This window comes from Paraburkholderia sp. GAS42 (genome assembly GCF_050436565.1).
In the GTDB taxonomy this organism is placed as follows: Bacteria; Pseudomonadota; Gammaproteobacteria; order Burkholderiales; family Burkholderiaceae; genus Paraburkholderia.
In genome coordinates this window covers 247,045-260,129 of sequence record NZ_JBNDML010000002.1, presented here as the reverse complement: position 1 = coordinate 260,129, position 13,085 = coordinate 247,045, and the positions used below count along the sequence as shown (strand labels likewise).

General features: G+C 61.4%; 11 protein-coding genes and 1 pseudogene. 9 read left to right on the top strand and 3 right to left on the bottom strand.

The annotated features are described in order from the left end of the window. Positions 1-9: 9 nt before the first annotated feature. Positions 10-1,302, top strand: a complete 1,293-nt coding sequence (locus tag P3T16_RS03790; RefSeq protein WP_429341223.1) for an acyl-CoA dehydrogenase family protein — start codon at positions 10-12, stop codon at positions 1,300-1,302. Between the two features lie 103 nt (positions 1,303-1,405). Here P3T16_RS03790 and P3T16_RS03785 read toward each other — a convergent pair whose 3' ends face one another. Further along, positions 1,406-2,380, bottom strand: a complete 975-nt coding sequence (locus tag P3T16_RS03785; protein ID WP_429341222.1) for an aliphatic sulfonate ABC transporter substrate-binding protein — start codon at positions 2,378-2,380, stop codon at positions 1,406-1,408. 179 nt (positions 2,381-2,559) lie between these two features. Between P3T16_RS03785 and P3T16_RS03780 the strand changes: the two genes are divergently transcribed. Next, the gene (locus tag P3T16_RS03780; RefSeq protein ID WP_429341221.1) at positions 2,560-3,618 is read left to right on the top strand and encodes an LLM class flavin-dependent oxidoreductase; all 1,059 of its coding nucleotides are present in this window, start codon (positions 2,560-2,562) and stop codon (positions 3,616-3,618) included. 386 nt (positions 3,619-4,004) lie between these two features. Beyond that, on the top strand, positions 4,005-4,409 hold the full coding sequence (locus tag P3T16_RS03775; protein ID WP_429341220.1) for a DUF427 domain-containing protein: 405 nt from the start codon (positions 4,005-4,007) through the stop codon (positions 4,407-4,409). Positions 4,410-4,453: 44 nt separating this feature from the next. On the opposite strand, the pseudogene P3T16_RS03770 reads toward P3T16_RS03775, so the two are convergent. After that, a pseudogene (locus P3T16_RS03770) lies at positions 4,454-4,630 on the bottom strand (isocitrate/isopropylmalate family dehydrogenase); the annotation flags it as partial. A gap of 294 nt (positions 4,631-4,924) precedes the next feature. Here P3T16_RS03770 and ddpX point away from each other — a divergent pair. From ddpX to P3T16_RS03740, 6 genes are all read left to right on the top strand, one after another. Continuing rightward, positions 4,925-5,491, top strand: coding sequence for a D-alanyl-D-alanine dipeptidase (gene ddpX, locus P3T16_RS03765; RefSeq protein WP_429254273.1), 567 nt, complete (start codon positions 4,925-4,927; stop codon positions 5,489-5,491). Positions 5,492-5,557: 66 nt separating this feature from the next. Further along, a complete protein-coding gene (locus P3T16_RS03760) occupies positions 5,558-7,165 on the top strand; it encodes an ABC transporter substrate-binding protein (RefSeq protein ID WP_429341219.1) in 1,608 nt (535 codons plus the stop codon). A 64-nt stretch (positions 7,166-7,229) separates the two neighbouring features. Next, the gene (locus tag P3T16_RS03755; RefSeq protein WP_429341218.1) at positions 7,230-8,300 is read left to right on the top strand and encodes an ABC transporter permease; all 1,071 of its coding nucleotides are present in this window, start codon (positions 7,230-7,232) and stop codon (positions 8,298-8,300) included. A 61-nt stretch (positions 8,301-8,361) separates the two neighbouring features. Beyond that, on the top strand, positions 8,362-9,276 hold the full coding sequence (locus P3T16_RS03750) for an ABC transporter permease (RefSeq protein WP_429254271.1): 915 nt from the start codon (positions 8,362-8,364) through the stop codon (positions 9,274-9,276). A 1-nt stretch (position 9,277) separates the two neighbouring features. Then, positions 9,278-10,165, top strand: a complete 888-nt coding sequence (locus tag P3T16_RS03745) for an ABC transporter ATP-binding protein (RefSeq protein ID WP_429254270.1) — start codon at positions 9,278-9,280, stop codon at positions 10,163-10,165. Further along, positions 10,162-10,944, top strand: coding sequence for an ABC transporter ATP-binding protein (locus P3T16_RS03740; protein WP_429254269.1), 783 nt, complete (start codon positions 10,162-10,164; stop codon positions 10,942-10,944). The genes P3T16_RS03745 and P3T16_RS03740 overlap by 4 nt, the downstream gene beginning before the upstream one ends. Positions 10,945-10,996: 52 nt before the next feature. Here the strand turns inward: P3T16_RS03740 and P3T16_RS03735 are convergent, their stop codons facing one another. After that, the gene (locus tag P3T16_RS03735; RefSeq protein ID WP_429341217.1) at positions 10,997-13,036 is read right to left on the bottom strand and encodes a M3 family metallopeptidase; all 2,040 of its coding nucleotides are present in this window, start codon (positions 13,034-13,036) and stop codon (positions 10,997-10,999) included. Positions 13,037-13,085 lie beyond the last annotated feature (49 nt).

Sequence of the window (13,085 nt, the reverse complement as noted above, 5' to 3'; positions counted from 1 at the left end):
GAGAAACCCATGTCCACGATTGAATCTGTCGCACGTCCCTCCGCTTCAAGGGCCGCGCCCCACGCCCTCACCGATCAACCCGCACCACCCGCAGTCGCCGATGCTGCGCTACGCTTCGGCGACGACGATCTGAACCGACGCTTTGCGCCCGTTTTCGCGCGCATTGCTGAAGGCGCAGTCGAGCGCGAACAACGCCGCGATCTGGCCTGGGCGCCTGTCGAATGGCTGCGCGAGGCCGGCTTCACAAAGCTGCGCGTGCCAGGGCAATACGGCGGGGACGGGATCAGCCTCACGTCGTTCTTTGGCCTGATCACGCGCCTTGGTGAAGCGGATTCGAATCTGCCGCAGATCCTGCGCGTGCACGGCGGCTTTATCGAATTCCAGATTGAAAGTGGCGACGAAGCGTTTCGCGACCACTGGTTCAAACAGATCGTGCGGGGACAGATTATCGGCGGCGCTGTCTCCGAACGTACGGGTGTGACAAATAACAGTGTGCGTGTCAGCCGCACCGATGCTGGCTGGTATCTCGACGGCGAGAAGTACTACACGACGGGCACGCTCTACGCTGACTGGGTCGACGTTGCCGCGCACGACGGACAAAGCGACGTGCGCGTCCTGGTGAAGGCAGATACGCCAGGGCTCGAACGCATCGACGACTGGGATGGTTTCGGACAGCGCCTCACGGGCAGCGGCACGACGCGCTTCAACCACGTGCGTGTTGCGGACGAGAACCTCTATCGCCGCTTCAACGCATCGGAGCCGCGTCGCAACACGCTGCTTACTGCGTACTACCAGACCTTGCACATCGCGAACCTCGCGGGCATTACACGCGCAGCGTTGCGCGACGCAGTCGGGTTTGCGCAGGGACGGACACGCACTTTCGGTATTCCAGGCGAGTCCAGCCCGCGCGACAATCCGCTCGTGCATCGCGTAGTCGGCCGGCTTGCGAGTCTCGCGTATTCGACGCAGAGCATCACGTCCGCGCTCGCCCGCACTTTCGACGACGTGACAACCGCTCGCGCGGAAGGTCGCGCAAACGAAGACACGTACATACAGCTGGAAATCCAGGTATTTCAGGCGCAGCAGATCGTCATCGAGCAAACGTTGCAGGCGACGACGCACCTGTTTGAAGTGGGCGGAGCGTCGGCGACCAGCGAAACCCGCCGCTTCGACCGGCATTGGCGCAATGCGCGCGTGCTCGCATCGCACAATCCGGCGATCATCCGCGAAGCCACCATTGGCAATTTCTATCTGAATGGCACGCCGAACAACGAGCGCTTTGGCGTAGCGAGAAATGCCTGAGTCGAGTCAAGGCTAAAGCGATCTTTGGCCCGCGTTTCGCGGGCCAAAGCGTTTACGTCTACAAACAGGTGAAGACAGATGGCATTCCGCCATCTTGCCGCAATCATTTTGCCGTCGGTGTCCAGATGCGGATATCCGTGGCCTTCAACGCGTTGGGAATCAGGCCCGCCGAGCGATACGTGTCGGCGATGCGCTGCTGCTCGCCAAGCTGGTCGCGTTTGACGGGCACGATGTCATAGCTGCGCCGGCTGTTCGCCAGTTCGACCGTCGGCGCCGGAATGTTGCCCCACAGCGGGCCGAGAATCTGCGCAGCTTCCTGCGGATGCGCCTTGACCCACTTGCCCGTCTCGTTCAATTCGTCGAACACGGCGCGCAACACGTCCGGATGCTTTTCGGCAAACGACGTCGTGGCGGTGTAGAAGCGGTTGTATTGCGCGACACCGCCTGTGCCGTCCGCCACTACACGCGCATGCGTTTCGCGCTGTTGCGCGGCGAGAAACGGGTCCCAGATCACCCATGCGTCGATGTTTCCGCCGCGATATGCGGCCAGCGCATCGGGCGCTTCAAGGTAGCGCACCTGTATATCGTTAATCGTCAATCCGGCTTTAGCGAGTGCCGCCAGCAGCAAAAAATTGCAGCCTGATCCTTTCGCTACGGCAACGCGCTTTCCCTTCAGATCCGCGACCGTGTGAATGGGCGAATCGGACGGCACGATGATCGCCTGCGCCGTTGGCGCAGAGGTTTCTTCAGCGTAATACGTAAGAGGCGCGTTAGCCGCCTGCGTGAAAAGTGCAAACGCGTCTGCTACGTCCGCGTGAAGATCAACGCTACCCGCGTTCAGCGATTGCAGCAGCCCCGCCGAGAATTCATGCCAGCTGACGTCATAACCCAGTGCATTGAGTTTCTTTTCAAGCGCGCCCGTGCGCTTAAGCAGAATGAACAGGGTCGAAGAACGCTGATAGCTGATCGACACCGTTTCATTCGCCTGCGCGACGCTCGCTGAAAGCACGCCGCCGATGACAAGAAGCGTTACGGTTAGCCGTCGCAAACGAGAGAGATCAGCAAAAGAGAAGCGCATAGGAAGGGATCCATGACGAACAAAGGGTCCCCGACTATAGAAACAATTTCGCGCCGTCCAAATACGCATTTCATCGATCGATATGGAGAGAAATTAGATCGCGTTGCGATACTTTGCCGCGATCGCTCAGGCATCATTGAACGTCTATAGAAAGGCTATTTCGCGGAGGTTTCTGCTTCATGTCGACATCCCCTGCCCGCTTCGGCGTCTGGGCGCTCGTTCACGGCAGCCGTGCCGCGCTTCAGGATCCTGACGAACCGTATGATGCGTCGTGGGCGCGTAACAAGGCGCTCGTGCTCGAAGCCGAGCGCCTCGGCTACGACTCGGTGCTCGTCGCGCAGCACACGGTCAATCCGCACAATCCGGACCTCGATCAGCTTGAGGCATGGACGGCTTCAGCAGCACTCGCAGCGTTGACAGCGCGCATCGAGATCATCGCTGCGATCAAGCCTTACCTGTATCACCCCGTTGTGCTCGCGAAGATGGCGCAGCAGATCGAGCACATCAGCAGCGGCCGCTTTGCGATCAATCTCGTCAACGCATGGAATCGCCCGGAACTGGAGCGAGCCGGCATCGGCTTTGCCGAACACGACACGCGCTACGCGTATGGCCGCGAGTGGATTACCGTGGTCGATTCCTTGCTGCGCGGGGAAAGTACGCGCTTTGACGGCGAGCACTTTCATATCGATGACTATCTGCTGCGTCCCGCCGATCCGTTTCGCAACCGGCCGCGCATTTACGTTGGCGGCGAATCGGAGCCTGCGCGCGATCTGGTCGCCGACAAGGGCGACGTGTGGTTCATCAACGGCCAGCCGCTCGAAGACGTCGAAAAGCTGATAGCCGATGTGGCCGCGCGGCCGCGTCCAGTGGGGCATTCGCCTTTGCGCTTCGGTTTGTCTGCGTTTGTCATCGCGCGCGAGTCTGACGCCGAAGCGGAGCAGCATCTTGCGCACCTTTTCTCATTAGCGGCCCAGGACACACCGTTGCGTCAGCAACAGAAAGCGAACATCGATCCCAAAGCAGTCATGTTCCAGACCTTCGCGCAGACGCCGCGCGTCGGTTCGAATGGCGGCACGGCAGCGGGCCTTGTCGGCAGTTACGAAACTGTAGCGCGGCGCATCGCCGCGTTTCATCGCGCGGGCATCGAACTGCTCATGCTGCAATTCCAGCCGTTCGAAACCGACATGCGGATATTCGCCGAAGAGGTCATTCCGCGTGTGCGCGCGCTGACCGGCTGACAGCACACGGGTGTGCGTAGCATGGTCAGGCATCGGCTTACAGGCCCGCGCCATCCACGCCTTACAGGTTAGCCATGCTTTTCAGGCATGCCATCCAGCCTGCAAAGTCCTTTTCCTTGCGGCAATACCCAACTAGATTACGCATCGAGGCAGCGGTTTGACGCGAACGCGTTTCATAACCGGGGACTGCCGGAAATTCTCCGCCGATCATCCTTCACAGCGTGAACCCGCTGACGGTCTACTGCGACCGTCAGCGCAAATCCGAAGGCAGGGTTATGCTCACGGAAAGCGCGCAACCGACATACGCAGCCATATCGGCCTCCCGGCTTCTGAAGCTCAGTAGTCTCCAATCGCAGTTCCTGATTGACCCACCTTACGAGGTTGTCATGTCCAACACTGTCTCGCAGCCGACCCGATCCGTGAAGATTCCGGGCCCCGATCATCCCATCACCATCGAGCGCAATCCGGCGCGTGTGGTGGTCTCGCTCGCCGGCCGCACGCTGGCCGACACACGCAATGCGTTAACGCTTCGCGAAGCCCGCTATCCGGCGGTGCTATATATCCCTCGAGAAGACGTGGACATGACGCTGCTCGAACGCACCGACCACGCCACCTACTGCCCATACAAGGGCGAATGCGCGTACTACTCGATTCCGCTGGGCGGCGAACGGTCGGTCAATGCGGTGTGGACGTATGAGACGCCCTACGACGCAGTCGCATCGATCAAGGGCCACGTCGCGTTCTATCCGGACCGCGTGGACGCGATCGAGGAACTGGACGTTCCGGCTTAAGTGGAATCGCGCGAGGCGCGAAGCGATTCGCGCAAGACGTGCCGCAATCGCTTTCCGCGCTCCGCGTAGTAGCCGCGGCTCGCCCATTCGATATGCTGATACGCCAGCGCGATGTTGAAGCGCTGGCTCACAGCATCGAGCGCGCGCAGGGCTTCGGGCATCACTTCCTTGCCGATCCCATCTCCGGGGATCACAGCGATCCGGTATCCAGTGCGGGTCATGCGAGTCTCCCGTTCGAGGCGAATCCGAGTGTGTGAGCGGATTGTGCGTGACACCTGTTCTATTGCTACTCGCGTCAGGCTCCGGATGAGTGTGGCATTAGCGATGACGCGGAACAGATATGCCACCGCCCAGTTGCGGGCCATGGCATCGACTTTCATTACGGCACCTGCGAGAATCTATTCAATAGACATCTCCCATTGATTTTTTAAGCTGGCGCTGGCTTTATTGGCAGCGTGAACTCGATCAGTTCGATCTCCAGCCCTCTTCATGCAGGATGCAACCGCGCCCCTCCGATGACAGAACCACACCGCCTGATCCTCGTTACGCCCGAAAGCCACGGTGTCGACATCGACCTCGTCTATGCAACCGATCGCAACCTGACCGGCAAGCCGATTTACAAGGCCGCGCATTGCCTGCTGCTCACCCCTGCCGAAGCGGGCTTGCGCAAGGCCGTCGAGATCGCGCGGACCATCGGCACGACGCTGCGGATTTTCGACGCATACCGTCCGCCAGAAGCGCAACAGGTGCTGTGGGATTTCCTGCCCGATCCGACTTATGTCGCTGATCTCGGCCTCGGTTCGAACCACAGCCGGGGCACCGCGATCGATCTGACGCTACTCGACGCGAGCGGCAACGAACTCGACATGGGCACCGGCTTCGACGCCATGACGATCGAATCCGAGCACTTCCATCCTGGCCTGCCCGAACACGTGCAGCGCAACCGCTTGCTGCTGCTGGGCGTGATGCATGCCGCTGGTTTCACGCACATCAAGAGCGAATGGTGGCACTACGAGCTGCCCGGCTCACGCGTCCTGCCGATGATCGACAACAGCGAGAGCGGTCCGCTCCGTCTCATGTAGCGGCTGTCGATCCTTTAACACTTGTTGTTCACTTGAAGGCTCTACACCATTCCTTACGGAGCGAATATGAAACTGGTATTGCGCAATGCGCTGGCAGCGGCAGCGGTCGCCTCTGTCCTGACCCTGTCGTTCGCGGCAGCTGGCAGCGCCCAGGCGGCCACACCGAAAGACATGTTCGTCATGGCGACGTTCCTCGACGAATTCACAACGCTCGATCCCGGCGAAGTCTACGAACTGGTGCCGGAAGAATATGTGGCGAACACCTACGACCGGCTGGTGCGCGTCGACCTGAAAGATCCGTCGAAATTCAACGGCGATGTCGCGCAATCGTGGACCGTGAGCTCCGACGGTTTGACGTTCACGTTCAAGATTCGCCCAGGTCTGAAATTCCACTCAGGCAACGCGTTGACCGCGGACGACGTTGCATGGTCGATCCAGCGCACTGTCCTGCTCGACAAGGGCGCGGCGGCGGTGCTGCAAGGCATTGGTCTCACCAAAGACAACGCGCTCTCCAACGTGAAGAAAGTTGACGACGCAACCATCAGCGTGACGACCGACCAGAAATACGCGCCGACGTTCGTGCTGAACGTGCTCGGCGCGTGGCCCGCTTCCGTGCTCGACAAACAGGTGCTGATGTCGCACCAGAAGGGTAACGACCTCGGTAACGACTGGCTGCGCACGAACGAGGCCGGTTCCGGCGCCTATAAGCTCGTGAAGTGGACGGCCAACGACAGCATGGTGTTGCAGCGCTTCGACGGCTATCGTATGCCGCTCGCGATGAAACGCGTCGTGCTGCGTCATGTGCCGGAAGCGTCGAGCCAGCGCCTGCTGCTGGAAAACGGCGATGTCGATGTTGCGCGCAACCTGAGTCCGGACGATCTGGCGGCACTGACGAAGTCCGGCAAGGCGCATACAAGCGCGGTGCCGCAGGCCACGCTGCTGTATCTCGGCCTGAACATGAAGAATCCGAATCTCGCGAAGCCAGAAGTGCAGGAAGCCATGAAGTGGCTGATCGACTATAACGGCATTCAGAACAACGTCGCAAAGACCACCTACAAGGTGCACGAAACGTTTCTTCCTGAAGGGTTTCTCGGCACGCTGAACACGAATCCCTATCAGCAGAACGTCGCAAAGGCGAAGGCACTGCTCGCGAAAGCCGGTCTTCCAGACGGCTTCTCCGTGACGATGGATGTGCGTAACGGCTACCCGTACAGTGAAATCGCGGAAGCCGTGCAGGCCAATCTCGCGCAGGGTGGCATCAAGGTTCAGATCATCCCCGGCGACAACAAGCAGACGCTTGCGAAATACCGCTCGCGCTCGCACGATATCTATATCGGCGAATGGGCCGCAGATTACATCGACCCTCACAGCAACGCGCAGGGCTTCGCGTGGAATCCGGATAACTCCGACAAATCGAGCTACAAGATGCTTGCGTGGCGCAATTCGTGGGACATTCCAGATCTGACCAAAGAGACGAACGCGGCGCTTGCGGAGTCTTCGACGGCCAGGCGCGCAGAGATGTATCAGACGATGCAAAAGCAGATGCTGGCGCGCTCGCCGTTCGTGATCATGTTCCAGCAGGTCTCGCAGGTGGCCGCGCGCCCAGGTGTCACGGGTCTTGAAGTGGGTCCGATCAACGACCTCGTGTCGTATCGACATCTGAACAAGCAGTAACACATCAGGCGAAGGCGAAAGAAGGCGAAGATGCCATCGTTTTGCCTTCGCCCGGGGAACCCATATGTCGACGCCCCTCACCACTCTCGACCGCATGCGCGCGCTTTCAGGTCAAAGCGCCAGCGTGCGCTGGACATTGCGCCTGATTCGCTGGATCGTCACGCTCATTGTCACGTTTACGGGTCTGCTGGCGGTCACGTTCGTGATCGGCCGCAAGGTACCGATCGACCCGGTGCTGGCGATTCTCGGCGATCGGGCGTCGGCGACTGCGTATGCGGCCGCGCGCATCCAGCTCGGTCTGGACAAGCCGCTCGCGGTGCAGTTTCTGATCTACGCGCACGATGTGCTGCGCGGCAATTTCGGCATGTCGCTGCTGACGGCGCATCCCGTCATCGAAGACATCCAGCGCGTATTCCCCGCGACGCTCGAACTGGCGACACTGTCGACGATCCTCGGCGTGCTGATCGGCGTGCCGCTCGGCGTGATGGCCGCCGTGCGTCATAACCGCTGGATCGATCACGTCGCGCGCTTCATCGGGCTGATCGGCAGTTCGGTGCCTGTTTTCTGGCTCGGCCTGATGGGCCTGCTGCTGTTCTACGCAAAACTGCACTGGGTTTCGGGTCCGGGGCGCGTCGATCCCGTGTTCGACGGTCTGGTCGATACGCACACCGGCAGCCTGCTTGTGGATTCGATGATCGCCGGCGAATGGGACGTGTTCTTCAATGCGTTCTCGCATATCGCGCTACCCGCCGCGATTCTCGGCTACTACTCGGTCGCCTACCTGAGCCGGATGACGCGCTCGTTCATGCTCGAGCAACTAGGCCAGGAATACATCACGACTGCGCGTGCGAAAGGTTTGCCCGAGCGGCGTGTGATCTGGCGCCACGCGTTCGGCAACATCGCCGTGCCGTTACTGACTGTGATCGCGCTCACCTACAGCTATCTGCTGGAAGGCTCGGTGCTAACGGAGATTGTCTTCGCATGGCCGGGCATCGGTTCGTATCTGACGGGCGCACTGCTGAACGCCGACATGAATGCCGTGCTCGGCAGCACGCTTGTGATTGGCGTCACGTTCATCGCGCTCAATCTGCTCACTGACGCGCTATATCGCGTATTCGATCCACGCGCCCGCTGATGTCCCGGAGGTTTTTTTGCGCCCCCCTCTTGATCACGCTGCACAAACGCAGGACTGGCCGATGAATGCCGCGCCCCGACACTGGAAAGACTGGCTGCTGAGCGACACGCCCGCATCCCGCAAACAGGCGGCGCTCGGGCTGGCTTATCGCCGCTGGCGGCGCTTCACGGGCAATCCGCTGTCGGTCTTCGGCTTTGTGATTCTTGCGTTGCTGCTCATCGTCGCCGCGATCGGACCGCTGATCGCGCCGCACGATCCGTTGCAACAGGTACTGGGCGACCGGCTTCTGCCGCCGGGGTCGGCGTCTCACTGGCTGGGCACCGACCAGCTTGGACGCGACATCCTCTCGCGCCTGATATACGGCTCGCGGCTGACGCTTTCGATCGCGATTCTCGTGGTGGTGATCGTCGTTCCCGTGGGCCTCCTGATCGGCACCACGGCCGGCTTCTTCGGGGGATGGGTCAGCAACGTACTGATGCGACTCACCGACGTCGCGCTCGCCTTCCCGAAGATCGTGCTCGCGCTGGCTTTCGCCGCCGCGCTTGGACCGGGCGTCATCAACGCGGTAGTCGCGATTTCGATTACCGCGTGGCCGGCGTATGCACGTCTTTCGCGCGCCGAGACATTGCGGCTCGTGCAGGCCGATTTCGTCCATGTCGCGCGTCTGCAGGGCGCATCGCGGCTGCGCATCCTGCTGCGCTATATCGTGCCGCTGTGCTCGTCGTCGGTCATCGTGCGCGCGACGCTCGATATGGCCGGCATCATTCTCACCGTCGCGGGTCTTGGGTTCCTTGGGCTCGGCGCGCAGCCGCCCAGTCCGGAGTGGGGTTTCATGGTCGCATCCGGCCGTAACGTGCTGCTCGATTCATGGTGGGTTGCCACCATTCCCGGTTTCGCGATCCTGCTGGTGAGCCTCGCGTTCAATCTGCTCGGCGATGGTCTGCGCGACGTCTTCGATCCGCGTCATGGAGGCTGACATGCAACCGGATACCGGCGATACCACGCCAACGCTGTGCGAAATTGACGATCTGCGCATCGGCTTTCGCGGGCACGACGGCAAACTGATCGACGCCGTGCGCGGCCTGTCGCTGACGCTCAGGCGCGGTGAACGGCTCGGCATCGTCGGCGAATCGGGTTCCGGCAAATCGCTGACCGGGCGCGCGCTGCTCGGCCTGCTGCCGCCCGCGGCGCAATACTCCGCGAAGACCATGAAGTTCGACGGCCAGGATCTGCTGACGATGCCCGCCTCCAGACGCCGGAAGCTGTGTGGCCGGCAAATGGGCATGATCCTGCAGGACCCGAAATACTCGCTGAATCCGGTGATGACCGTCGCGCAGCAGATGCGCGAAGCGTTCGCGTTGCACGGTCAGAAACTCAATCGCCGCGAGATGCGGGAGAAGATCGTCGCTGCGCTGGCCGCCGTGCATATCCGCAATCCGGAGCGTGTCGCCGATGCGTATCCGCACGAGTTGTCCGGTGGGATGGGCCAGCGCGTGATGATCGCGATGATGGTGTCGTCCGGCCCGCGTCTTCTGGTCGCCGATGAACCCACAAGCGCGCTCGACGTGCTTGTTTCGATGCAGGTGCTCGGCATTCTCGACGAGATGATCGAAAAGCACGACACAGGACTGATCTTCATCAGCCATGACCTGCCGCTGGTGATGTCGTTCTGCGACCGCGTTGTGGTCATGTACGCGGGGCGCGTGGTGGAAACCTGCGCAGCGCGCGATCTCGTGCATGCGCAGCATCCCTATACGCGCGGGCTGCTTGCGGCGAATCCCCCGCTTGTGAACCCGCCTGATGAACTGCCTGTGTTGAAGCGCGACCCGGCGTGGCTCACACAATCGACGGGAGTCGTCGCATGATCGATGTTAAAGGCCTGACGGTCCGCTTCAAAACGAAGAGCGGTTACTTCGATGCGGTGCGCGATGCGAGCTTTCACGTGGACGAAGGCGAAGTGTTCGGGCTTGTCGGCGAATCGGGTTCAGGCAAATCGACGATCCTGCGGGCGCTGACCGGCCTCGCGCCCGCTGCGGCTGGCGAGATGAAGATTGGTTCGCACGTGCCGGGAGAAAAGATCGACCGCCTGTTTCGCCGCGACGTGCAGATGGTGTTTCAGGACCCGTACGGCTCGCTGCATCCGCGCTTCACCGTCGACCAGACGTTGCGTGAACCCCTGACGATCAACGGGATCGACCGGCAGGATGAACGGATCGTCGATGCGTTGCACGAAGTCGGGCTGGGTCCGGCATTCCGGTTCCGCTATCCGCATCAGTTGTCGGGCGGTCAGCGGCAGCGTGTTGCGATTGCGCGGGCGCTGATCGTCGAGCCACGCGTGCTGCTGCTCGACGAGCCGACGTCGGCGCTCGACGTGTCCGTTCAGGCCGAAATCCTCAATCTGCTGCGACGGCTGCATCGCGAGCACACTCTGACGATGATCCTGGTGAGTCACAACATCGCGGTGATCGGCTTTCTCTGTTCGCGTGTGGCGGTGATGCGCAACGGCGAGATCGTCGAAGAAGCTGGCATCGATGCAATCCGCGCGCAGCAGGTTAAGGACGATTACACGCGCAGCCTGCTGCTCGCTACGGGCGGTTATGAGCGCAAGGCCGTTGAGGTGATCGGCGTGGACGCGGCGCTTTAGCGCCTTCCGCAAAAAAACGGGCACCGCAGTGCCCGTTTTCGTTTGGCCCGGATCAGGCCGGCAGCAAACCGCGCTTGCGCAACATCGGCGTGGCTTGCGGATCGCGCCCACGAAAAGCGCGGAATGCGGCGCGCTGTTCGCGGCTGTCGCCCGCGCTGTAGACATAGCGTTGCAGTTTTTCAGCTAGCGCCGGATCGAATGCGTTGCCGGATTCCTCGAACGCATCGAACGCCTCGGCTTCCAGCACTTCCGCCCACATGTAGACGTAATAGCCGGCCGCGTAATACGCGCCGCCGAAGATATGGCCGAAGTGCGGCAAGCGGTGGCGCATACCCACTTCGCGCGGCACGCCGAGACGCTCGCGCTCCTGCGTCTCAAAGCGGGCGATGTCGAGTCCGCCCGGATCTTCATGCAGGTGCAACGCCAGATCGATCAGTGTGGACGACGTATACGCCACCGTCGTGAATCCCTGATTGAAGGTTTGCGAAGCACGGATGCGCTCGATCAGCGCTGCCGGGATCGGCTCACCTGTCGTGACGTGACGCGCATGCTTTGCCAGCACTTCAGGTACCGTGGCCCAGTTTTCCATCAACTGTGACGGCAGTTCCACGTAGTCTTGCGGGACGTTGGTACCCGAAAGGCGCCCATAATTTACGTTGGACAACAGGCCGTGCAGCCCATGGCCGAATTCGTGGAATAACGTGCGAACGTCATCGAAACTGAGCAGCGTGGGACCCTCGCCGCCACGGGCGAAATTGTTGTTATTGATCACCACGGGGATCACATCGCCACCGTTGCGCGTCTGCTTGCGATACACGTGCATCCACGCGCCGCCCTGCTTGTTGGGACGCGCATAGTTGTCGCCGAGGAACACACCGGCCAGGGTGTCGCCGCGGCGCACTTCCCACAGACGGACATCCGGGTGGTACAACGACACGCCCGTCTGCTCGACGAACTGAACCCCGAACAGGCGGCCTGCGCAATCGAACATGGCACCCAGCATGGCGTCCAGGCTGAAGTACGGTTTCACCTCGGCATCGTCCAGCGCAAAGCGCGCAGCGCGCACTTTTTCGGCCAGGTAATACCAGTCCCACGGTTCGATGTCAGTGGATTCGCCCAGCGCGATGGCTTGCGCCATTAGCGCCTGCCGCTCCAGTTCGGCGCTCGCCTTCGCCGGCTCCCATACCTGGTTGAGCAGGTCGTAGACTGCGGAGGGTTTGCCGGCCATGCGGTCAGCCAGCGCGTAATCGGCAAAGCTGTTGTAGCCGAGCAGACGCGCCTGCTCCTGACGCAGCGTCAGTATTTCGCGTGCTATCGGACGGTTGTCGCGACCCGGCGTCTCGCCACGACTGGTCCAGGCCCGCCATGCAGTTTCGCGAAGATCGCGACGCGCGGACCACGTAAGGAATGGCTCGACCAGCGAACGCGACAGGGTAATGACGTAACCGTCGACGCCGCGTTCCTGTGCCGCGCTGCGCGCCGCGTGACGCAGAAAATCGGGCAATCCGGCCAGATCGGCTTCGCTCGTGAGCGGCAGCTGATAGCTGGATTCATCAGCCAGGATGTTTTGCGCGAACTGTGTGTGCAGATTCGCCAGCCGTTCGGCGATCGCGGCAAAGCGCGCGCGGGCGTCCCCTTCCAGCATTGCGCCTGTGCGCACGAAATCGGTGTGCAAGCGTTGCAGCAAGCGGCGCTGTTCCTCGGTCAACTCCAGCGCGGCCGCCTGCCGGTGAACCGCATCCAGCCTGACAAAAAAGCCTGCGTGCATCGACACCTTGCTGTCGTGTGCGGCCAGAAGCGGCGCCATCTCGCGCTCGACTGCCTGCAATTCGGGCGGCGACGCGGATGCACACAGGTTTTCGAAGGTCAGGCGTACACGATCCAGCCGGACGCCGGCGGCATCGAACGCGGCTACGGTGTTATCGAATGTCGGCGCGGCTGGATTTGCGACCAGCGCATCGATTTCCGCCAGATGCTCCGCAAACAGCGTTGCGAAGGCAGGCGCGAAGTGTTCGGGTTTGATCTGCGCGAAGGGCGGCAACTGCCACGGCGTTTGCCAGTCCTGCAACAGCGGATTGCTGTGTACGGTCATGTCGATCTGCCTTGTGGGCGTCATCGTGGAGGAGCCGACATGATAAGAC

Coding starts and splice junctions, on each gene's coding strand:
- P3T16_RS03790 (WP_429341223.1), top strand. CDS start 10: ATGTCCACGATTGAATCTGTCGCACGTCCCTCCGCTTCAAGGGCCGCG.
- P3T16_RS03785 (WP_429341222.1), bottom strand. CDS start 2,380: ATGCGCTTCTCTTTTGCTGATCTCTCTCGTTTGCGACGGCTAACCGTA.
- P3T16_RS03780 (WP_429341221.1), top strand. CDS start 2,560: ATGTCGACATCCCCTGCCCGCTTCGGCGTCTGGGCGCTCGTTCACGGC.
- P3T16_RS03775 (WP_429341220.1), top strand. CDS start 4,005: ATGTCCAACACTGTCTCGCAGCCGACCCGATCCGTGAAGATTCCGGGC.
- ddpX (WP_429254273.1), top strand. CDS start 4,925: ATGACAGAACCACACCGCCTGATCCTCGTTACGCCCGAAAGCCACGGT.
- P3T16_RS03760 (WP_429341219.1), top strand. CDS start 5,558: ATGAAACTGGTATTGCGCAATGCGCTGGCAGCGGCAGCGGTCGCCTCT.
- P3T16_RS03755 (WP_429341218.1), top strand. CDS start 7,230: ATGTCGACGCCCCTCACCACTCTCGACCGCATGCGCGCGCTTTCAGGT.
- P3T16_RS03750 (WP_429254271.1), top strand. CDS start 8,362: ATGAATGCCGCGCCCCGACACTGGAAAGACTGGCTGCTGAGCGACACG.
- P3T16_RS03745 (WP_429254270.1), top strand. CDS start 9,278: ATGCAACCGGATACCGGCGATACCACGCCAACGCTGTGCGAAATTGAC.
- P3T16_RS03740 (WP_429254269.1), top strand. CDS start 10,162: ATGATCGATGTTAAAGGCCTGACGGTCCGCTTCAAAACGAAGAGCGGT.
- P3T16_RS03735 (WP_429341217.1), bottom strand. CDS start 13,036: ATGACCGTACACAGCAATCCGCTGTTGCAGGACTGGCAAACGCCGTGG.